Source organism: Hyalangium gracile (assembly GCF_020103725.1).
Classification (GTDB): Bacteria; Myxococcota; Myxococcia; order Myxococcales; family Myxococcaceae; genus Hyalangium; species Hyalangium gracile.
In genome coordinates this window covers 75,870-97,747 of the sequence record NZ_JAHXBG010000024.1, presented here as the reverse complement: position 1 = coordinate 97,747, position 21,878 = coordinate 75,870, and the positions used below count along the sequence as shown (strand labels likewise).

General features: G+C 69.0%; 15 protein-coding genes. 6 read left to right on the top strand and 9 right to left on the bottom strand.

Features of this window, described 5'->3' with window-relative positions; all coding sequences use genetic code 11:
• Nucleotides 1-472: 472 nt before the first annotated feature.
• From KY572_RS36090 to KY572_RS36070, 5 genes are read right to left on the bottom strand one after another with little or no spacing between them, the layout of a single operon-like run.
• A complete protein-coding gene (locus KY572_RS36090; protein ID WP_224248241.1) occupies nt 473-1,174 on the bottom strand; it encodes an RluA family pseudouridine synthase in 702 nt (233 codons plus the stop codon).
• Nucleotides 1,171-2,550 (bottom strand): M16 family metallopeptidase, encoded by a 1,380-nt coding sequence (locus KY572_RS36085; protein ID WP_224248240.1) that lies wholly within the window; start codon nt 2,548-2,550, stop codon nt 1,171-1,173. Before KY572_RS36085 ends, KY572_RS36090 begins: the two co-directional genes overlap by 4 nt.
• A 27-nt stretch (nt 2,551-2,577) precedes the next feature.
• Nucleotides 2,578-3,912, bottom strand: a complete 1,335-nt coding sequence (locus tag KY572_RS36080) for a M16 family metallopeptidase (protein WP_224248239.1) — start codon at nt 3,910-3,912, stop codon at nt 2,578-2,580.
• Between the two features lie 33 nt (nt 3,913-3,945).
• Nucleotides 3,946-4,602, bottom strand: a complete 657-nt coding sequence (locus KY572_RS36075) for a response regulator (protein WP_224248238.1) — start codon at nt 4,600-4,602, stop codon at nt 3,946-3,948.
• 3 nt (nt 4,603-4,605) lie between these two features.
• Nucleotides 4,606-6,936, bottom strand: a complete 2,331-nt coding sequence (locus KY572_RS36070) for a serine/threonine protein kinase (protein ID WP_224248237.1) — start codon at nt 6,934-6,936, stop codon at nt 4,606-4,608.
• A 375-nt stretch (nt 6,937-7,311) separates the two neighbouring features.
• Between KY572_RS36070 and KY572_RS36065 the strand changes: the two genes are divergently transcribed.
• From KY572_RS36065 to KY572_RS36055, 3 genes are all read left to right on the top strand, one after another.
• On the top strand, nt 7,312-9,021 hold the full coding sequence (locus tag KY572_RS36065) for an HAD-IG family 5'-nucleotidase (RefSeq protein ID WP_224248236.1): 1,710 nt from the start codon (nt 7,312-7,314) through the stop codon (nt 9,019-9,021).
• Between the two features lie 215 nt (nt 9,022-9,236).
• Nucleotides 9,237-11,477 carry an HYR domain-containing protein gene (locus KY572_RS36060; RefSeq protein WP_224248235.1) on the top strand — a complete coding sequence of 747 codons (2,241 nt, stop codon included), beginning with the start codon at nt 9,237-9,239 and terminating at the stop codon, nt 11,475-11,477.
• Between the two features lie 75 nt (nt 11,478-11,552).
• Nucleotides 11,553-13,373, top strand: a complete 1,821-nt coding sequence (locus KY572_RS36055) for a CsgG/HfaB family protein (protein WP_224248234.1) — start codon at nt 11,553-11,555, stop codon at nt 13,371-13,373.
• Nucleotides 13,374-13,465: 92 nt separating this feature from the next.
• On the opposite strand, the gene KY572_RS36050 is transcribed toward KY572_RS36055, so the two are convergent.
• Complete coding sequence (locus KY572_RS36050; RefSeq protein ID WP_224248233.1) at nt 13,466-13,903, bottom strand: SRPBCC domain-containing protein; 438 nt, start codon at nt 13,901-13,903, stop codon at nt 13,466-13,468.
• A 53-nt stretch (nt 13,904-13,956) separates the two neighbouring features.
• Here KY572_RS36050 and KY572_RS36045 point away from each other — a divergent pair, with 53 nt between their 5' ends.
• On the top strand, nt 13,957-14,286 hold the full coding sequence (locus tag KY572_RS36045; protein ID WP_224248232.1) for an ArsR/SmtB family transcription factor: 330 nt from the start codon (nt 13,957-13,959) through the stop codon (nt 14,284-14,286).
• A 200-nt stretch (nt 14,287-14,486) separates the two neighbouring features.
• Nucleotides 14,487-15,875, top strand: coding sequence for a sialate O-acetylesterase (locus KY572_RS36040; RefSeq protein ID WP_224248231.1), 1,389 nt, complete (start codon nt 14,487-14,489; stop codon nt 15,873-15,875).
• 54 nt (nt 15,876-15,929) lie between these two features.
• Here the strand turns inward: KY572_RS36040 and KY572_RS36035 are convergent, their stop codons facing one another.
• Both KY572_RS36035 and KY572_RS36030 read right to left on the bottom strand, forming a co-directional pair.
• Nucleotides 15,930-16,316: a VOC family protein gene (locus KY572_RS36035; protein WP_224248230.1), complete on the bottom strand. Its 387-nt coding sequence runs from the start codon at nt 16,314-16,316 to the stop codon at nt 15,930-15,932.
• Nucleotides 16,317-16,349: 33 nt separating this feature from the next.
• A complete protein-coding gene (locus KY572_RS36030) occupies nt 16,350-16,655 on the bottom strand; it encodes a hypothetical protein (RefSeq protein ID WP_224248229.1) in 306 nt (101 codons plus the stop codon).
• A 949-nt stretch (nt 16,656-17,604) separates the two neighbouring features.
• Between KY572_RS36030 and KY572_RS36025 the strand changes: the two genes are divergently transcribed.
• On the top strand, nt 17,605-18,645 hold the full coding sequence (locus KY572_RS36025) for a WD40/YVTN/BNR-like repeat-containing protein (protein WP_224248228.1): 1,041 nt from the start codon (nt 17,605-17,607) through the stop codon (nt 18,643-18,645).
• Nucleotides 18,646-18,681: 36 nt separating this feature from the next.
• On the opposite strand, the gene KY572_RS36020 is transcribed toward KY572_RS36025, so the two are convergent.
• Nucleotides 18,682-21,828: an immunoglobulin-like domain-containing protein gene (locus KY572_RS36020; protein WP_224248227.1), complete on the bottom strand. Its 3,147-nt coding sequence runs from the start codon at nt 21,826-21,828 to the stop codon at nt 18,682-18,684.
• Nucleotides 21,829-21,878 lie beyond the last annotated feature (50 nt).

Below are 21,878 nucleotides of genomic sequence, written 5' to 3'. Positions count from 1 at the left end.
TGGTTCCTTTTCCCGCAGAATCCGCGTTCGAGAGAGTGCAGGGTGTCTCGTCAACTGGCAAGGTGATCTCGAAGGTCACGTTGTAGGTCTGCGCTGCCGAGGCAACGGTCGCGAGGATTTCCTCGTTTGCGGTCTTATTGAGCGCCGACCGTTCCGCTGGATCGCCGTTGATCCTCCCCACCATGGTCGCCCCCTCTGCCGCACAGACTGTTTAGCCTATATAGAAAAATCCGCAATCAACTTCTTTCACTTCATACACTCTGCCTCTGACAGTCGACACAAGCAGGCGGAAACAGGCATCCCACAACACCCGGGATTCAACACAGGCCGTGGCGATAGCAAGACACGTGCCCGGCCCTTCCTGTCACGAGGCGACGCGCGTCTCCGAGCGAAGCGGCGGGGAAGCGTCGAGGATCCGGCCATTTCGACGTGTGTCGCCGACGCGTCGCCCCGGCTTTTGACACGTCGGAGCTCAGCGCTGAGACATGCCGCGCAGCAGTTGCAGCGCACAGCCCATGTCCTCGGGCAGCGGCGCATCGAATGCGCGAGGCTCCACTCCGGGGAGCGCGGGCCACTCGAGCCTTGCCGCGTGGAGGGGAGTCCTGGCCAACACCACCGTGTCGGAGGTGCCGCCGAGCTCCTTCTCCGTCAGCGGCTCGGAGCGGCCGTACTGGTGATCCACCAGCAGCGGGTGCCCCAGGGACAGCAGGTGGACGCGGATCTGATGGGTGCGGCCGGTGAGCGGCTCGGCCTCCACGAGCGAGGCCCGCTCGAAGGTCTCCACCGGCCTCACGCGCGTGCGCGACGGCTTGCCCTGCTCTCCTGGCCGGGCCACTCGCATGCGCCCCTTGCGCGCGGGCACCAGCGCCGCGTCCACCATTTGGGGCGCATCCACCCTGCCCTCCACCAGGGCCCGGTAGCGCTTGCGCACCTGGCCCCCTTCGAAGGCCTGGGAGAGCGCGCGGTGCCGCTCGGCATCCAGCGCGAAGACGAGCACCCCGGAGGTGTCGCGATCCAGCCGGTGCACCACGAAGACCTTGCGGCGCAGCTGCTCCTCGAGCAGCTCGCGCAGGGAAGGCTCACCCTCGCCGCGCCCGGGGATGACGAGCACCCCGGCGGGCTTGGCCACCACGAGCAGCCCCGCGCCCTCGTGGAGAACGCGGAGCTCGGTCACTCGTACTCCGACACCGACGCCACGGAGATGGGGCCCAGGCCCTTGAGCTGCTTCCGCACCTCGGAGGCCTTGCCGAGCACCACGATGGCCGGGGGCTTGGGGAAGAGGTACTTCGCGGCGGCCTCCCTGGCCTGCTTGGGCGTCACCGCGCGCAGCCGATCCCGGAACTTCTCCACCCAGTCCTCCCCCAGCCCGTGTACGCGGATGTCCGCCAGGATGGAGGCGACGGAGTCATTGGTCTCCGTGCGCAGCGGGTAGAGGCCGGCCAGGTACGTCTGCGCCGACTTGAGCTCGCGAGGCGTGATGCCGCCCTTGCGGACCTTGGCCACCTCGCCGAGCGCCACGTCGATGATCTCCCGCGTGGAGGCCGTCTTGGTGAAGGTGGTGATCGCGAAGGCGCCGCCGGCGTTCATGGCGTCGAAGTAGCTGCCCACGCCGTAGGACAGGCCGCGCTCCACGCGGATCTCGTTGACGAGCCGGGAGGTGAAGCCTCCGCCCAGGGCGATGTTCATCGCCGTGGCCGGGAAGTAGTCCGGGTGGCCCAGGCGGTAGCCCGGCCCGCCGATGCGGACCTGGGACTGCGTCTGGTCCGGCTTGTCCACGATGAGGATCTTCCCCGCCTGCGCCACGCCCTCCACGGCCGGAGCCGCCTCGGGCTCGAGCTGCTCGGGCTGCGTCCAGCCGGCGAAGGCCTTCTCGGCCTCGGCGGCCACCAGCTCAGGCTTCACCGCGCCCACCACCACCAGCAGGGCGCCCTTGGGGCCGATGCGCTGGCGGTAGAAGCGCTCCACGTCCTCCCGCGTGAAGGTGCGCACGTGCGGGGCCGAGCCCCCCACGTCATGCCCGTAGGGATGGTCTCCCCACAGCGCGCGGGTGAAGGCCCGGTCCGCCACGGTGCCCGGATCGTCCAGATCGTTGGCGAACTGCGCCAGCGCGCGGTCCCGGGCCAGCTCCACCTCCTTCTCGGGGAAGGTGGGCTCGCGCACCAGCTGCCCCAGCACGGAGAGCATGGCCGGGAAGTGCTCGGCGGGCGTGGTGACGTAGAGCGACATCAGATCCTCGCTCACGCCGCCGGAGACGCTGGCGCCCACGAACTCGATGGCCTCGTCGAGCTCGTCGGCGCTCATGCGGGCGGTGCCACGCCGCAGCAGGCGCACGGTGAAGTCGGCCAGGCCGAACTTGTCCTTCGGGTCCGTGGCGCTGCCGGCGCGCAGCACCAGGCGCGCGGAGACGAGCGGCAGCGGGCCGCGCTCGGCGGCGAGCACCGTCAGGCCGCTGGAGGTGGTGCTCTCGGTGACTGCGGGGAGCTTGAGCGGGCGGGAGGCCGCCGTCTTCTCCTGCTTCGGGGTGGCTCGGGATCGGGCTCGGGTGGCCATCGGGTTTCCTTGGAAGCTCAGGGCTGCTCAGGCGGCGGCGGTGTCGGACTCGGACTGGGGCTCGGACTCGGGGAGCAGCGTCACCACGGAGCGCCGCTCGGGCGCGAAGTACCTGGCCGCGGTGGCCTTCACCTGCTCGTTGGTGATGGAGGCGTAGCGGTCAGGCAGGGTGAGCAGCTCGCGCCACGAGCCCAGCAGCGCCTCGTAGTGGCCCACCGCGTGGGCGCGGCCGCTGTTGGTGCCCAGCTCGCGGAGCTGATCGGCGCGCAGGTTGTTCTTGGCCTTCTGCAGCTCGCGCTCGGTGAGGCCGTCTCGCGCCACCTTCTCCAGCTCGGCGTAGAGGGCGGCCTCGGCCTTCTGGGGATCCGAGTCCGGCTTGAGCTCCAGGTAGAACACGAGCGTGCCCGGATCGATGCGCCAGCCCCAGTCGAACATCACGGACACGGCGATCTGCTGCTCGTAGACGAGCCCCTTCACCAGCCGGCTCCCCTCCCCCTTGTTCAGCGCGTACTGGATGACGTCCAGCACCAGGGTGTCCTGCTCGGTGGCGCGCGGGCCGCGGAAGCCGAGCATCAGCGAGGGTGACTGCGCCGGGTGGCGGAGCGCGGCGCGCCGCTCGCCCTTCTGGGACGGCTCGGCGTCGATCACCGGCAGCGGCTTGGGGCCCTTGGGGATGTCCCCGTAGTAGCGGCGGATGAGCGCCAGCGTCTTCTTCGGATCGATGTCACCGGACACGTACAGCACCGCGTTGTTGGGCGCGTAGTACGTGCGGAAGTAGTCCTCGCAGTCGTGGCGGGAGATGTTCTCGATGTCGGCCATCCAGCCGATGACGGGCCAGCGGTACGGGTGGGCCTTGTAGACGAGCGTGCCCAGCTCCTCGTCCAGCATGCCGGTGATCTCGTTGTCCACGCGGACGCGGCGCTCCTCCTTCACCACCTCGCGCTCGCTGGCCAGCGTGGCGTCCGAGATGCGCAGCGAGCGCATCCGGTCCGACTCCAGATCCAGCACCGTCTCCAGCGCGTCCGAGGAGAAGTCGTCGTAGTACACCGTCATGTCATTGGAGGTGTACGCGTTGGAGCGGCCGCCGTTCGACTCGAGCACCCGGTCGAACTCCTTGGGGCCGTACTTCTTGGCCCCGTTGAACATCATGTGCTCGAACAGGTGGCTGATGCCGGTGATGCCGGGGCGCTCGTTGCGCGAGCCGACCTGGAAGAAGGTGTAGAGGCTCACCACGGGGGTCTGCCGGTTGGGCAGCAGCCGCACGCGCAGGCCGTTGGACAGCGTGGCCTCGTAGACCTCGAGCAGGGACTGGAGAGCGGGATCCGCCTTGGGAGCTGGGGGACGCGGAGGAGCCTTGGGCATGATCCCCCCTATATAAGGAGGGGAGCGGCTTCGCTACAGCTCCACGATGCCCGCGCGCAGGGCCAACACTACGGCCTCCACGTGCGAGTTGACGCCCATCTTCCGATAGATATGGGACAGGTGGGTGCGCACCGTGCGCCGCTCCATCGTCATCACCTGCCCCACCTCGGCGTTGGACAGCCCCTTGGCCACGTAGCGCAGCACCTCGTACTCGGTAGGGGTGAGCCCCCAGGGGTTGTCCTTCTTGTCCGGCGGTTTCGCCTGAATGGACTGGAAGTAGTTCCAGAACCTGCGGGCGATGATGGGCTCGAGCACCGTGCCGCCCTCCATCACCTCCTGGATGCCGGAGCGGATCTTCTCCGGCCCCACCCGCTTCACCAGGTAGCCCGAGGCCCCCGCCTGGATGGCCTCGTACACCTTCTGTTCATCCTCGAACGAGGTGAGGATGAGGATCTCCACCTCGGGGGCCCGGCGCTTCACCCGCTGCGTCACCTGGATGCCGTTGATGCCGGGCAGCTCCAGATCCAGCAGGACGAGCTGGGGCCGCACCCGGAGGATGTCCTCCACGGCCTCCTCGCCATCCTGCGAGGTGCCCACCACCTCCAGCTCCGGAAACGTCCCCAGCACCTTCACCAGGTTCTTGAGCAGCTGGGGTTGATCCTCGACGACGTAGACGCGGGTCCGCTCCATGCTTTAGCGCCTCGGGGGGGACTTGAAGACCTCTTCGACGACGTGGTGCTTGCCGCGCTCCAGGCGCAGGTTGAAGGGAACCTGCTCCTTCGTCCCGATGGACTCCAGCACGAAGCTCCGGTTGCCGGGCTTCACCGGGTACTTCACCAGCGGCGTCCGCTTGCGCTGCAGCACCCCATCGATGAAGACGCGCGCCGGCACGTTGGTCTTCAGGGTGATGAAGGCGGAGTTGGCATCCGGCTTGGGCGCCTCCACCCCCTCCTCCCGCTCGCCCGGCGCGCTGGCCTCGGGCTTGGGAGACTCGGGCTTGGGGCGGGGCGTGCCGTACTGCTCCACCGCGCCGGTGATGGCGGACGCGCGGGGATCCTCCGGAGGCTCCGCTGCCTTCGGCTGCTGCGGCGGAGGCCCGTCGAACTGCCACACGGCGAGCAGGAATGCGAAGAGGCCCACCACCGCGATGGCGGCGGCCATTCCCAGGGCCCGCTGCCGCCGGCGCGTCAGGGCCAGGAGGTTGCGCTCCTCCGTGAAGAGGCGCTTGCCTCCCCCCGCCGCGGCGATGTCATCGCTCGTGGGCGGCGGCATGGGGATCTCGGGCCGATCCTTGTGGCCGTGCTGAGGGGGCTCCTCCGCGGCCGGCGGGCGTACGAGCGAAGGCGGCGGGCGAGAAGATGTCTGCGGCGCGGGCGGGAGCGCGGCCCGGGCGCTCGTTCCGCCCTTGGCGGGCGGCGGAGACTCGGCCTGGAGATCGTCCGCCAGGCGCGTCTTCTCGTCGGAGAAGTCCTCCACCCACTTGAACCGGGGGTTGCGACCGACGTGGGTGCCCTCCCTGCCGGAGCTGACGCCTCCCTGCGGGACGAGCTGCTTGCGAGCCCTGGGCGGCGCCGCGCCCGGCGGAGCCTCCCAGCCCTGCTCCATCGGCCCGACGGCGCTCCGCTCGGTGTGCTCGCCCTCGTCCACGGGTGCCTGCTGCCCGGCGCGGGTGGGCTCCAGCGAGGAGTACGGCTCGGACCGGGGCGGGTTGACGGGGGTGGCGTCCAGGGCGGGCTCATCCCGAGGCGCAACTGCCTGGGTGCGCTCCATCGTCGGCTCGTCCCGAGGCGGGCTCAGCCGGGTGCGCTCCTGCACGGGCTCGGCGCCGGGCGCGTCGACCGGGGTGTATTCCACGGAGGGCTCGTCCCGGGGCGGGCTCAGCCGGGTGCGCTCCTGCACGGGCTCGGCCTTGGGCGGGGCCAGCTGGGTGGGCTCTCGCGGTGCCCAGTCCTCCGGCTTGTACTCCTCGAAGACCGGGGCGGCCTCCGTGGTCTCCGCCATCGCCTCGTCCTCGCGCAGCGAGCGGCTGAACGAGGGACGCGCCACCACCGAGGCCTCCAGGGGCTCGGCGCGCACATCGGCGATCTCCGCCCCGGTGACGGGCGTGAGCCGGAAGGACTCGGAGAACGGCACGGGGCCCAGGGAGGTCAGGTTCACCTCGTTGGGCACGAGCTCGCGGACGAAGCGGCGCAGATCCTCCTGGCCGGGCATGCCGCCGCTGGCGGAGAAGAAGTTGCGCAGCGCCGAGGCGAAGTCCCCCGCCGAGCGGTAGCGCCGGCTGGGCAGCGGCTCCACCGCGCGCAGGATGAGGGGATCCAGCCGCGCGTTGATGCGCCGGTCCAGGCGGCTGGGGGGCGGCAGGCCTCCGCTGCGGGTGCTGATGGTGGCGCCGCCGGAGACCACGGCCTCGCGCAGCGTGAGCAGCTCGTAGGCGATGGCGCCCAGGGAGTAGACGTCCGAGACGACGCTCGGCTCATCCCCACGGCCCACCTCGGGGGCGCGGTAGGCGCTGCGGCCCCGGGTGGCGAAGCTGCGCTTGAGCTCCGGCACCGCCATCAGCGCCCGGAGCGCGCCAAAGTCGCAGATGCCCGGCAGCCCCTCGCGGGACAGCAGCAGGTTGCCGGGGGTGATGGCGCCGTGGATGACTCCAGCGTCGTGCGCCTTCTGCACCGTCTCGGCCAGCTGGATGATGAGGTAGAGCGCCAGCGCCGACGGGAGGAGGACCTCCTTGGTGTGGAGCCGCTGGAGCGCGGTGCCGAGCGTGTGGCCATCCACGTGCTCGCGGACCACGGCGAGCCGCTGCTTCACGAAGCCGATGTCCACGTAGTGGACGATGCCCCGGTGGGGCAGCGGGTTGAGCACCCGGGACGTCTCCGCCAGCGCGCGCGCGTAGGCCGGGTCCGACGTCTTGGCGTGGAACAGCTTCACCACCACGTCGTCGCCGGAATCCTGCGAGGCCTTGTAGAGCTCCGCCAGGTCTCCCGCCTCGATCTGCCCGGTGAGCCGGTAGTTGGAGCCCGTCATCCCTTGCCTGCCCGTCGTCGGACGGCGGAGAAGTGGAAGCCACACCAGACGCACGTCTCACCGCGCCGGCCGCGAGGCAGCTCCAGCGTGCAGCCGGGGCAGCGCGGCCGAGGCTTCCGCGAGCGTGCCTGCCTGGCTGGAGTGCTGGCCTTGGAGCGGACCTGGCCGGAGGACACGGCGCGACGGACGTGCGACTCCAGCCGACGCACCCGGTCCTCCAGGGCTTCGATTCGGGCGGACAGCCGCGCGTGGATCTCGGCGTCCGAGGGCTGGCGTCTGGCTGGCGACCGCATCGCACCCCGGAGCGTGCCACGCTCCCTCGGATACCCGCAAGGAGGACGCGCCGTGTGAGTGCTCGGGCGCGGGGCGCGTGTTATGACCCTGGATCGCTTGGCACCCACTGTACCCCCGAACGCCCCCATCCCCGGCGGACCCACGCCGGAGGATCTCCTCCACGGCAGCTTCCGCTCCTCGCTGAACCGAGCCCGCGCCGAAGAAGCGGCCCGCCGCGCCCAGGAGCTCCTGACAAACGGCGAGCTCTCCCGCCTGCTCAGCGCCCCCCGCGAGCGCCCGGATACGCCCAGGGCGCGGGACGTGTTCGTCAACCGCAACCTGCGGATGTCCACGGTGGAGCTGATCGGCTTCGACATGGACTACACGCTGGCCATCTACCACATGCGGCGGCTCGAGCAGCTCTCGTTCGACATGACGCTGGCGAGGCTGGTGGGCCAGTACGGCTACAACCCGGTCATCGGCCACCTGCTCTACGATCACCACTTCGTGATGCGCGGGCTGGCGGTGGACCGCCTGCACGGCAACATCCTGAAGATGGACCGCTTCGGGCACGTGGGGCGCGGGTGGCACGGGCTGCGGCCGCTCAAGACGGAGGTGCGCCGGGAGCTGTACCGCCACAAGCTGGTGCGCCCCAAGGATCCGCGGTTCGCGTGGAACGACACGCTGTTCGCGCTGCCGGAGACGTGCCTGTTCGCCGGCATCATCGAGCTGCTGGAGTCGCTGGGCGAGCGGGTGGACTACGGCAAGCTGTACGACAACATCCGCGAGGCGATCGACACGGTGCACCGGGACAACTCGCTCAAGCGCGAGGTGCGCAAGGATCTGTCCCGCTACATCTTCCAGGATCCGGAGCTGGGGCCCACGCTGCACAAGCTGCGCTCGGGGGGCAAGCGGCTGTTCCTGCTGACGAACTCGGCGTGGGACTACACGAAGGCGGTGATGAGCTACCTGCTGGACGGGCAGCTGCCGGAGTACCCGAGCTGGCGCAACTACTTCGACTTCGTCGTCACGGCGGCGGGCAAGCCGGGCTTCTTCGGCGAGCAGCGGCCGTTCCTGGAGCTGGACAGCTCCACCGAGGAAGGGCGCGTGGTGGGCGAGGCGAAGACGCTGGAGCGCGGCAAGGTGTACTCGGGCGGCAACCTGGCGCAGTTCGAGGAGCTCACCGGCCACCGGGGCGAGAACATCCTCTACGTGGGCGATCACATCTACGGCGACATCCTCAAGTCGAAGAAGTCCTCGCTGTGGCGCACGTGCATGATCGTCCAGGAGATCGAGGACGAGATCACCTACACCGACGCGCGGCGGGAGGAGATCTCCCGGCTGTCGGAGATCGAGATCACCCGGGCGCGGCTGGATGACGAGGTGAACGCCATCAAGACGGCGCTCAATACGCTGGAGCGGCGGCTGGAGCGCGACACGCTGAGCCCGGAGGAGCGAGCGCGCGAGGAGGAGGCGCGGCGGCAGCTGAAGTCGGAGCTGGACGTGGTGCGCCGCGCGCTGAAGGAGTCGATGGGGATCGCCGACACGCTGGAGCGGGACGTGGAGGAAGGCTTCAACCCGTACTGGGGGCTGCTGTTCAAGGAAGGCAACGAGAACAGCCGCTTCGGGTACCAGGTGGAGCAGTACGCGTGCCTGTACACCAGCCGCGTGTCGAACTTCCTGCACTACTCGCCGATGCAGTACTACCGCTCGCCCAGGGACTTGATGCCGCACGAGCAGGCCGGCGCGCTGTCCGGAAAGCTGTCGCCGCTGGGCAGCGAGGGCCCGCCGAAGGGCTCGGGCAAGGAGTGACGACCCGAGCACCTCGGCGAGCGTGACGGCTGGTCACGCCGTGCGTGGAGGCAACCTCCATACACTGGCGGCATCCACGGCGCGCAGCGGGGAAAATTGCCGGGCTCTTGAAGTACGCGGACACCTTCCTCCACGGAGATCCCGAAAAAACGGTCTGACGCAAATCAGTCCGAGTCGGGTCTGCGGGCTCACCCCCAGAGCGGAGGAGATGCGACATGGCGTACGGACGTGGCATCCACAAGAAGCGGCTCGTCGCGGCGCTGGCAGCGCTGGCCTTCGGCGGCGCGTGCGACACCACGAGCGCGGAGGACGCGGCGAAGGCGCGAGCGGCGCGGAACCTCCAGGAGGAGTGCGAGGACCGCCCCCCCTTCGTCCCTCACTTCGAGCCCGCGCTGCAGTGGGCATGGACCGGCAGCTCCACCCTGCCCGAGTTCAACCAGGTGATGATGACGCCAGCGGTGGCCGACGTGAACCAGGACGGCACCCCCGACGTCATCTTCAGCTCCTTCCGGGACGTGCCCGAGGATGACGTGGACTGGAGGGAGGGCGTGCTGCGCGCCATCAGCGGCGATGACGGGCGCGACCTGTGGGCGGTGACGGATCCGGCCCACCGCATCAAGGCCGCCGCGAGCATCGCGCTGGGAGACATCGACGGCGATGGGAAGGTGGAGATCTGCGGCATCCCGTCCAACGGGCGCGGCATCATCTGCTACGAGAACGACGGCACCTTCAAGTTCCGATCGGCCGAGGACGCGTTCGACTACAACGAGTGGGGCGGCCCCTCGCTGGCGGATCTGGACGGCGACGGCACGGTGGAGATCCTCGACGGCAACCGCGTGTACAGCAACACGGGGGCGCTGAAGTGGGTGGGCACGGACGGGATGGGCGGCGCGCAGTACACGGGCCCGGTGTCGTTCGCGGCCGACATCGACGGCGACGGCACGCAGGAAGTCATCAACGGCCGCTCGGTGTACAGGGCCGATGGCAGCCTGAAGTGCGCCAACACGACCATCGAGTCGGGCCTGTCGGCGGTGGGCAACTTCGACGGCGACACCAAGGGCGAGATCGTCGTGGCCGGCCACGGCAAGGTGAGCCTGCTCGATGACAACTGCGCGCTGCTGTGGACCAAGGACATCCCGGGTGGCTGCTCGAACGGCTGTGGCGGCGGCCCCACCCTGGCGGATGTGGACCATGACGGCCTGCCGGAGATCGGCGTGGTGGGCGACAACGCCTTCAGCGTGCTGGAGAGCGACGGCAGCGTGAAGTGGAGCAGCCCCATCCAGGACTGGAGTTCCGGCAAGTCCGGCGCCACCGCGTTCGACTTCGAGGACGACGGGAACATGGAGCTGGTGTTCGCGGACGAGGTGTCGCTGCGCATCTACAACGGCGCCACGGGCGCGGTGCGCTTCCAGACGCGGCACAGCTCGGGCACCACGCACGAGAACCCGGTCATCGCGGACGTGGACGGAGACTTCGCGGCGGATCTGATCGTGGCGACCAACGATCTGGCCTACCCGCCGTACCACGGCATCCGCGTGTACCACGACACGCAGGAGGGCTGGGCTCACACGCGCCGCATCTGGAACCAGCACGCCTACTCCGTCACCAACGTGAACGAGGACGGCAGCATCCCCGCCCACCCGGTGAGCCACTGGCAGAAGCCTCGGCTCAACACCTTCCGCTCCAACGTCGCGGGTGACTTCTCGTGCTCGCCCCCTCCCCCGCCCCCGGAGAACGAGCCGCCCGTGGCCATCTGCCAGAACATCACCGTCAGCGCCGACGCCCAGTGCCAGGCCAGCGCCAGCGTGAACAACGGCAGCCATGATCCGGACGGCCAGCCCGGTCCGCTCTCCGTCTCCGAGTCGCCCGCCGGGCCCTTCGGCCTGGGCAGCCACTACGTCACGTTGACGGCCAACGACGGCGAGGACAGCGCGCAGTGCGTGGGCGCCGTCACCGTGGTGGACACCACGAAGCCCACCGTGAGCTGCTCCGCCTCGCAGACGATCGAGAGCTGCTCTCCGAACGGCACGGCGGTCTACTTCCAGGCGTCGGCGGCGGACAACTGCGGCGAGGCCCCCGTCACCTGCTCGCATGACTCGGGCGCCACCTTCCCCGTGGGCCAGACGGCCGTCACGTGCTCCGCGACGGACGGCTCGGAGAACACCGCCTCCTGCGCCTTCAACGTCACGGTGCGCGGCGACACCACGCCGCCGGTCATCAGCTGCCCCATCTCCGTGGATGCCTCCATCAGCCTCGGACAGATCAGCATCGCCGTCGACTTCCACGTGTCGGCCAGCGACACGTGCGGCCCGGCGCAGGTCACCTGCAGCCACCCGCCCGGCTCCCTCTTCATCCCGGGCCTGACGCCCGTCACGTGCACCGCCAAGGACGGCTCGGGCAACTCGGCCTCGTGCCAGTTCGGCGTCCGGGTGAGCCTCGACCTCTCCCTGCCGTGATGAACCCGGACTCCTCCCGGAGGGACTGCCTCCGGGAGGATGTTCCGACGCTGGGGATTGGGCTCTAATGGACCCATGGTCCCCAAGTCCCGCCTGCTGGCTCTCGCCCTGTGGAGCCTGCTCGTCCCCGCGCTGACCGCCCACGCGGAGAGCACCGCCGCCAAGCGCGTCGTCGCCGTCCTCTACTTCGACAACAACACCGGCGACGCCTCGCTCGACGTGCTGCAGAAGGGCTTCGCGGACATGATGGTGACGGACCTGTCCTCCGTGCAGGAGCTCCAGCTCGTCGAGCGCGAGAAGCTCCAGCAGATCATCGACGAGCAGAAGCTCCAGCGGAGCAAGTACTTCGATCCGAAGACGTCGGTGCGCATCGGCCAGCTGGTGGGCGCGCAGTACACGGTGGCCGGCTCGTTCCTGGCCATGGAGCCCCAGCTACGCATCGACATCCGGCTCGTCGAGAACAAGACCGGCGGCGTCATCGTCGGCGAGCAGGTCACCGGCCTGAAGAACAAGCTCTTCGATCTGCAGCAGCAGCTGGTGAGCAGGTTCGTGGCGGGCCTGCAGCTCAAGCTCAGCGGAACTCCCCGGCTCCGGAGCCGGGCCCCGGACCTGGACACGCTCCTGAGCTACTCCAAGGGCATCGATCTGGCGGACCAGGGCAAGCTCCAGGAGGCCAGCAAGCAGCTGGCCGCGGTGGTCAGCAAGGCGCCCGCGTTCCTGCTCGCGCGCGAGCGCCACGAACAGATCCTCGAGCGGCTCAAGGCCTCGGAGGTGAAGCGGGCCGACACCCTCTCCGAGGTGTACGAGGCGCTCGGACGGCGGGCCGAGGAGTTCCTCGAGGCGCCCCTTCCTCCCGACGCAGACGAGAGGGCGTCCGCCATGCGCCTGGGCTACCGGCAGGTCCGCATGCAGTACCTGCTCCATACCCTCCGGGTGAAGCACCTGGCGAAGCAGTCCCCCCACGTCGTCCTGCCCGGGCACGAGAAGCAGGCGCTGGCCCTGTTGCAGGGCTGGCGCGAGCAGGCGCTGGCCTACATCCGTGAGAGCGCCGAGCACTTCCGCCGCTTCCACAACGTCATCGATGGCGCGGCGTACATCGGCAGTACGGATCTGAAGCTCCAGCCCGAGGATGAGGAGCGGCTGAGGCTGGCGCGGCACCGCACGCTCTCCTACGACGACGAGGCGGCCCTGGGCGTGGCGGAGTTCATCCTGATGGGGAAGTTCCGGGATGGCGATCCCGTGTTCCACATGGGGCCCACTCTCGCCGACCAGGCTCCCTCCGCCATGAAGGACGGGTTCCGCATGCTGGATCAGGCGCTCGAGGAGGCAGAGGCCAGCCTGCCCCGACAGCGGGAGTTCCGCACGCGGCGGGCTCTCGAGCTATACGGGGACGCGTACATGCTCCGAGGCCAGGTGGAGCAGGCCGTCGCCCGGTGGCAGCAGTTCCTGGATCGCCACCCCACCTCGGACCACTTCAAGTACATCAGCAACAAGATCAAGACCGCGCTGGGAGTCGGCTCCAACCACTATGACAACGCGGGGACGCAGTACAACGCGCACCTGGCCACCTGCGACAAGTCCGGCATCCTCGCGGGCTACAGCCAGGAGATGAACCGGCGCCTCATCACCCAGGGCTACAAGGCGGCGCGCGAGATGTTCCTCGAGCTGGATGCGAAGTGCGGCCAGACGCGCGAGCTCAAGCCCTACCTCGGCGGCCTGCTCACCCGCTCCGGCCTCGAGGCCGCGAACGCAGGGGACTGCGCCAGCTTCCACGCGCTCCTGCCCCGCTACTTCGAGCTGGGCGGAAGCAAGAGCGACGTCGAGGGATACCTGAAGAACTACATCCCGCACTGCCGCCCCGCGAGCGAGGGCGCGGGTGACACCGCCCGGCCCTGAGCTCCGGACACGCACCAGTCATCGTGCCGTGGAGGGGCCCATGTCGGGCGAGACCGCCACCGACTGGTATGCTTGTCATACCAGTTGCTCACTCAGAAGGCCCCGCCGGCGCGGAGGTTGATGCCGTGCTCGAGGTAGGCCTTGAGGCACATCATCATGTGCATCCACCCGCCGGCGTTGCCGTATGAGGCCTCGATCCCCTTGTCGTCAGCCTTCCAGCCGGACTCGCTGATCTGCACCATCGTGTTCCTGGGATCGATCGGCTTGAAGACCATCACCACCCGGGTGTTGTAGCTGTCGTCGGCCGGCCACTCGAAGACGATGCGCTCGTCCTTGATGACCTGGCGGACGATGACATCGAACTCGCCCGGCACTTCCATGAAGCTCCACTTGACGGTGGTGCCCTCGACCAGCGGCGCGCTCGCCTGCTGGACGAAGTAGCCGCTGAGCTTCTTGGGATTGACGACGGCTTCGAAGACCTCCGCGACCGGCTTCTGGATCTTCAGCTGTACCTGGAACTTGGGCTCCATGGGGCTCGCCTTCCGTTTGGGTTCTACCCATGGATATGTTATAGATTTATAACATGTCAAGGGCGGCCCGGGACGATCTCCTGTTCAAGGCACTGGCGGACTCGCGGCGGCGGGAGATCCTGGATCTCCTGAAGGAAGGGCCGCGCACCACCGGGGAATTGTGCGAGCACTTCGAGGCGGCCCTGGACCGCTGCACGGTGATGCAGCACCTGGGGGTGCTCGAGAAGGCGGAGCTGATCATCCCCGTGCGCGAGGGGCGCAAGCGGTGGAACTACCTGAACGCGGCCCCCTTCAAGGAGATCCACGACCGGTGGATCTCCTCGTACGCCACCGCGGCGGTGGACCTGCTCTCGAAGCTGAAACGAGACCTGGAAGGGGAATGAAGCGCGGTAACATGAGGTACCGCCCAGGCGACTCGAGGGGCCAGCGCCCGCTCGGCCCCTGTCTGTGAACGCGCTCACTGCTTCCGAGAGAAGCCGCTCACAGCCTCACCCGGCCGGTCCAGCTACACGGACGCCCGCATGCTGACGCGGAGGGATGAGCCCTCCGGTGTCCAGCCTTGCTCCAACGAGGACGTCCGACCATGAAGCCAGCCACTCCGATGCGTGCTGCCGTCGCCTTCCTGTCCACCCTGCTGGGAGCCGCCGTTCCCACCGACGCGGGGGCGGAGATCCCGGTGTTCATCTTCGCTGGCCAGTCGAACATGGTCGGCTACGCGGCCACCTCTTCCCAGCTGACGGGGCCCCTGGCGGCGTACGCTGGCGCGCAGACGAAGGTGAAGTTCTGGGGACCGAACTCCTCCGTCCTCTACCCCAGCTGGAACGACATGCAGGCGCCCACGGAGCTGGTGAACGTGCTCTACACGGGCAGCGCCTTCGGGCCGGAGCTGAGCGCCGGCAAGGACATCGCCGACACCCTGGGCTACCCGCGCGTTGCCGTCGTCAAGCACGCGGTGGGCGCCACCAGCCTCGCCCCCTCCCCCGGCCAGGACTGGGCCCCGGCAAGCAACGAGCTCGCCCATCAGCTCTTCACCCGGTACCACACCGCGGCCTACTGGATGCCCTCGGCGCTGGGGGACACGGGGCGCCTCTCCGCCTTCTTCTGGATGCAGGGAGAGACGGACGGCACCACCCAGGAGAGCTCGGCGGCCTACCAGACGCGGCTCCAGGAGTTCATCTCCCTGGCGCGCACCGGCTACGGCCAGCCGAGCCTGCCCTTCATCATGGGCCAGGTGAACCCCTCGGGGTATGCCGCGTACTGGAGCAACGTCCAGGCCGCCCAGGTCGCCGTGGCCAAGGCGGATCCACGCGCGGCGCTGGTGCTCACCGATGATCTGTCGCGCAACGCGGATGACCTGCACTACGACACCGCCGGCACCGTGGAGCTCGGCAGTCGCTTCGCCCACGCCTACAAGCAGTTCGCCACCGGCTCCACGGGCGTGGGCCTGCTGGTGAACTCGGGCTTCGAGGCCCAGCGCATCAGCACCTCCGTCGGCATCCCGGCCGTGCGCAACGGCGGCGGCACCGTCACCGGCGCGCTGAAGGGGTGGACGGACGTGGGCTACGGCGTGACGCTGGTGCGCTCGCACGCCTTCGGGACCAACACCGCGCTGGCCAGCGAGGGCAGCCAGTGGCTGTCGCTCAAGAACGGCTACTACAACTACGGCAACGGCGCCGCGACGCAGACGTTCCCGACCGTGGTGGGCCGGACCTACACGGTGACGTTCAACTACGCGGCGCTGTCGGCGGGCACCGGGGCTGTCTCCAGCTTCTGGGTGGGGGTCAACGGCGTGGCCGTGTCCAGCCACTCCGTCAGCACGCAGGGCACGCCGGCCTACTTCATGACGCCCTGGCAGACCCACACCTTCTCGTTCGTCGCCAACAGCCCGCTCACCGCGGTGGGCTTCGCCTCGCTGGACGCCAACGACGGGACCTTCTTCGGCGCGGGCATCGACAACGTCCGCGTCTACTGAGCGTCCGGCCCAGGCGCCGCGCCCGCCGACTGACGGGCATGCCCTCGCCCTGGCTCAGCCGACCTGGGTGGAGATCCACCACGTATTGCCGGCGGGATCCTTCACGCCTCCGCGCCGGTCCGGATCGCCCTTCTGGACCGGCTCCTGGACGGAGACTCCGCCCGCGGCCAGGGCCCGCTGGTAGGTGGCGTCCACGTCCGGCACGTAGACGTGGAGCCAGACGGGGAAGGCGGGATACGGCCCTCCCCCGTCCGAGATCATCACCACCGTGTCATCGATGCGGACCTCGGCGTGCATGATCGTGCCGTTGGGCGCGTCGTACCGGCGCAGCTCCTGGGCATCGAAGGTCTTCTTCAAGAAGTCGATGACGCGCTGAGCGCCGTTGGCCATCAGGTACACCGACACGCTCGCATAGCCTTCCGGCTTGTAGGGCTTCGTCATGGTCCCCTCCTTGGGAGCGCGGATACTAAGCACTCAGGAAGAGGCCTTCAGCACTCCGTGAACGACGTGGAGCACCCGGGCGACGATCACCGCGAGCAGGAACGCAAGGATCGCGCCCTCAAGGACGAAGCGTCTGCCGAATAGGAGAAGGAGGCCGAGGTACACCAGGACCACGACCAGCCACGCGACGAGGGTGTGCTCGACGGGCGCCTTGACGAACAGCATGGGCAGCCCCACCGTCACGCAGGTGAGCGCCGCGAGGACCCACCAGAAGCGTTCGGCGGACAGGATCGAAGAGGGGCGAGACCGCTCTTCGTGGTCTGAGTCGGGCTCATTCATGCTCGATCCGAGGTGATACAACGTACGTGCACGTCGGGTGAAGGGCGCCAAACCCACAGTTGGTCTTGATTGCAAAATAGCGTTCCACACTGTCGGTCCAGAGATCTGGGGGGTAGTATCACGAGATAAGAAAACACATTGACCGGGTGGACGGGTTTTGCTTCTATTTCCCTGAGGGCGGGAACACACGGCCCTTTCCCCAGGAGGAACCGCCATGTCACTCACTCAGACCGCCAATGCCGCTTGCAGGATGTACCCTGAGTCCTTCGAGGAGTTCCCTGAAGGCCCGGTGCAGTCGTAGTCGAGCTGTTGTGGTAGCGCCGCCGTCGGCCGCGAGCCCTTCACCAGGTGCCGAGCAGTCGGGTCAGCTCGCGGTCTCAACGTCGCTCGGAAGTAGAAGTACGCAAGTGCTGAAGCCTCCTCTGGTTGCGCCGGCTCTCCGAGAGAGCCTCGAGTGCCCGAGGAGAGACTCGTAGAATCCGCACCTTCTGGTGGTCGAGCAGCGCAGCAGGGGCCCTGAGTGCCTACAGCTCCGGACTCCACCGGACGGCTCCCAGGACTCCCGAGCCGCGGCCCCAATGAATTGCAGACACGGCCCATCTTTCCAAGGCGAGTGCGATTCAGGGCCCAATCAATTGCAGACACTATCTATCTTTGCAAGGCAATCACTATCTCAAAAACTGACGTCAATTCGTATTTCTCTTTGCATCGCCGCCAGTCATAATCCTCTCACCCTCTGACTGGAGGCTTCACCTTGCGACACATCCTTGCCACGCCGCAGTCGAGTCCATTCCCTCTCCGCCGCGCTCTCGTTGGCCTTGCACTCGCATTGAGTGCTTGCGGACCGATTGATGAATCTGGCGCCTTCCACATCGAGGGGAGCATCTACACGGTGAACGTCGTGAACTGCCCCTGAAGCAAGCTACCCTGGCGCCCGCGTGGAGGACACATGACGACCGGAGCGGTGTGGCTCGTGGCATGGCTGACGCTGGGAGGCACGGGCGTGCCCTGGGAACCCCAGACGAGTGGAACCCCTGTGCGCCTGCGGGGAGTCAGCGCCGTCGATGAGCGCGTGGCGTGGGCCAGCGGCGACAAGGGGACCTTCGTCCGGACGACGGATGGAGGAAAGACGTGGAAGGCCGGCACCGTGCCAGGAGCCGGCGAGCTCGACTTCCGCGACGTGGATGCCTTCAGCGCCAGCACGGCGTATCTGCTCGCCATCGGCGAGGGCGAGAAGTCTCGCATCTACAAGACGGTGGACGGCGGCGAGCACTGGACGCTGCAGTTCACCAACCGCCATCCCAAGGCATTCTTCGACGCGATGGCCTTCTGGGATGAGCGCAATGGCATTGCCTTCAGCGATCCGGTGGATGGCCGCTTCCTGCTGGTGGTGACTTCGGACGGGGGCGCGAACTGGACGCCCGTCCCGGCCGAGGCCCTCCCCGCGGCGCTACCGGGCGAGGGAGGCTTTGCCGCCAGCGGCACGAGCATCGCCGTGTACGGCGAGCGCCATGTCTGGTTTGGACTGGGAGGCCCGGCGGCGCGAGTGCTCTACTCGTCGGATCGGGGCCGCACCTGGGCCGTGGCGACCACGCCGCTGGCCACCGGCGAGGGCGCGGGAGTCTTCTCGCTGCTCTTCTGGAACGAGCGCGAGGGCATCGCCGTCGGAGGCAACTACCGCCGCCCGGAAGACCCGAGCGGCAACGTGGCCCTCACCCGCGACGGAGGCCGGACCTGGAGCACGCCCACCGGTGCGCGGCCCACCGGCTATCGCTCCTGCGTGGCGCAGCTCCGAGGGGCACCGGGCCCGACGCTCGTCACCGTGGGGCCCTCCGGCACGGACCTGTCCGTGGATGGGGGCAAGAGCTGGAAGCCCCTGGACTCCACGGGCTTCCACGCGGTCTCCAGCGCCGTTGCTGGCAAGGGACTCTGGGCCGTCGGAGAGCAAGGCCGCATCTCGACTCTCCGCGGCCCGGGCCGCTCGAAGTGAAGCGCTCCGAGCTCGGCTCGTCACCTCGAGGCGTGACTACCAGGGGCAGTCGATGACTTCCACGGTGCGAGTCACCGGCGCGGAGGCGTTGCCGCTACCGTCCGCCACGAAGTACGTCACGGTGTAGGTGCCCTCGGCCCAGCCGTTCACCTCGCCGACGTGCCACCCCCAGGTGGAGACGTTGCCGTAGCACGCATCCTGCGCCTGGACGCCAGGGTCCACCCACGGGCTGCCGCACGTGTGCGTCATGGAGGCCGGGCCTTGGAGCGCCAGCGTCGGCGCGGTCCGATCCTCCACGTTCACCGTGCGCGAGGCGCTCACCGTCTGCCCCTGGGCGTCCCAGGCGGAGTACGAGACCGTGTAGCTGCCCTCGGACCCCAGCAGCGGGCCGGGACCGGACGAGTCATTCCCCGCGTTGTACGCGCGCACCTGGATCGGGTTGCCGCAGCCGTCGAACGCCCGGGCGCCCGCGTCGCTGTAGGTGCCCGGTCCGCACTCCAGGGTGCTCTCCGCCCTGCCATCGAGCACCAGGAGCGGCGTGAGCGACTCGCACGGCACGGGCTCGGGCAGGGCCTTCGCGAGCCGCATGCGGGCGCGGTGCAGGTTCCCGGTCGGCTGGTGCTGCAGGTAGGTCGCCAGGAAACGGCCCACGCTCGTCGCGGCGATGCCGACCCGCTTCGTCCTCGAGGAGGAAGACACCTCGGAGAGGGCGGCCTCCGCGTCGGAGGCCACCTCGCCATCGGCGGACACTCGCGTGGTCAGCACCTTGCGCGCGCCATCCCGCGTGCCCTGCCAGGCCACCCGGTAGTCCTGCCCATCGTACGTCACCGACGCGGGAACGACGGCCGCCGCCCCCACCACGAAGTCCGAGGCCTCGAGCGTGGCGCCGTCCGAGGCCCGCAGCCGCCGGCCCCTCAGGGTGTTGTCCGCTCCCGTCCAGACCACCAGGAACTCGCCGTCACCCGCGGCCCTACCCTCACGGGCGGCCACTGCGGAGCTGTGCTCGTTGGCGGCCGTCGCGGCCAGGGAGATGGGGGTGGCATCCAGCACGCTCCCCGAGGCGCCAGAGACGCGCGCGGCCTCGATGTTGCTTGCCCTCGTCCAGGACACCAGGAAGGAGCCGTTCGCGGAGGCGACGCGGCCGTCGCGGCCGTCGCGGCCGACCAGGAAGCTCTGCGGCTCGACGAGCGCGCCGCTCGAGGCCTGGATGCGGATGCCCAGGATGCCGGAGCCCACGCTCCCGTTCTCATGGAAGAAGCTGCTCCAGGTCACCAGGTAGTTCGAGCTCGCCGCATCGAAGGCCACGGCGGGGTCGGTCTGGGGCAGCGAGAAGGGCCCTGGGGGCGTCTGGCTGACCAGGAAGGGCGGCGTCACCACGGCACCATCCACGGCCCTCACGCGGGCGCCGAAGATGCGCGGGAGGCTCTGGTGATCTTCCCACACCACCAGGAAGTGGGTGCCGTCGAAGGTCACGGCGGGGTTGACCTGGGCGCCCGGCGCCGTGCCGATGAAGATGGGGGTGGTATCCAGCAGCGCGCCGTCCGAGGCCTTCACGCGAGCCGCGAGGATGTCCGGGGCGCCCGAGGTGAAGTCCGACCAGACGACGAGGTAGAGGCCATTGCCCGCGGCGACCGCGGTCGAGTCCGCCTGCGCGGTGGAAGGCTCCGCGGGGCGCACGGGGCTCTCGGGCGAGATCCAGAGGTTGGTGATGGAGAGGGCCGACAGGGCCTGGCGCAGGTTCGGCAAGGGGCCGATGTGATTCGAGCCAGCCTGCGGCGTGCCGGTGCTCAGCAGGAGGCTGCGCATCGCGCTGGGGCTGAGCACGCCCTGCCCCGCGGCGATGGAGGCGCCCTGGACGCTGGCCACCGCGCCCGCGACGATGGGCGTCGCGCTCGAGGTGCCCGAGAAGGTGCCGGTGTACCAGCGGTTGACGCCCTCGGAGCTGTAGAGGCCGCCGTAGCCGGTGGTCGTCACCCGGTCACCCCACCCCTGCAGATCCACCGTGGAGCCGTAGTTGGAGAAGGAGTGGGCAGCGCGCGCGCTGGGGCCATAGACGGGCGACTGGCCGGCTCCCACGATGATGGCGCCCGAGTCGTTCTGCGGCAGGAACGGGTAGTGACCGCCGTTGCCCGTGGAGTAGATGGGCGCATCCAGGTTCTGGCCGCCGTTGCCCGCCGCCGCGACGACGACCTTGTTGGCCGCCACCGCCGCCTTGATGGCGTCGTACCAGGGCTTGTACCACTCGGAGGGCACGTAGTTCGTGCCGCCCAGCGGCCCGCTCAGCTGCTGCTCGATGACGATGACATCGCCCGCGCCGAGGTTGGCCGCGCAGGTCGTCACGGCGGCGCCCACGTTGTAGCCGCCGGAGCGCGTGTTGGCGTACGCGAACAGCTTCTGCGCGTCATGGGCGATGCCCAGGGTGCCCTCGCCGTTGGGAAGGCTGCCGTACACCCCCAGCACCGCGGTGCCGTGGTTGTCGTTGCTGAACGGATCCACTCCCGCCGGGCCGATGACCGTCACCGTGCCCAGGTCCACGTGCGCGGCGTTGAAGCTGTACTCGATGTCGCAGATCTTCACACCGGTGCCACGCGCCCCCGGCACGGTCTGGGCATAGCGCCCATCGATGCCCACGGGCGCCTCGTCCTGGTACTGCTGATAGGAGCCCGAGCTGATCGAGTAGTAGTCCGGCGCCAGCGGCGTCTCCACCGGGCGGGGCACGCGGTAGACGGCCTCCACCTCGGGAAGCTCGCGGAAGGCCGCCGCGATGCGCTGGGCATCGAGGACGGCGGGCAGCCGCACGCGGAAGTACAGGTTGAGGTCCGGCTGGGGCTCGGCGGTCCGCTTCAGGCCCTCGGCCTGGAGCCGCTCCAGCGCCTCCTCGGGCACCTCGTGGGAGCGCATCCACTTGCCGCCCGACACCGCCTTCATCAGCACCGAGGCCGCCGGCGCGCGCAGCCCGCGCCCCGCCAGGTCCGTGGGCATGCCATCGCGCAACCGGATGAGCTGGTCGTCACGGAACTTGATCTCCAGCAGATCCGCCTCGACGTGCTCCTCGCCGCCCAGCGCCCGGACCTGCGCTTCGACCTCCGCCAGCGCCGCCGGCTGAGGATCCGCCGCCAATGCTCCGGTGCTGCCAGTCAATGCGAGAGCAACGAGCCACGAGCCCCACTTCTCTAGATGCATGGTGTGCCTCCCTGGTGAACGAGCCGGGCGGACTATAGGACCGCGCGAGT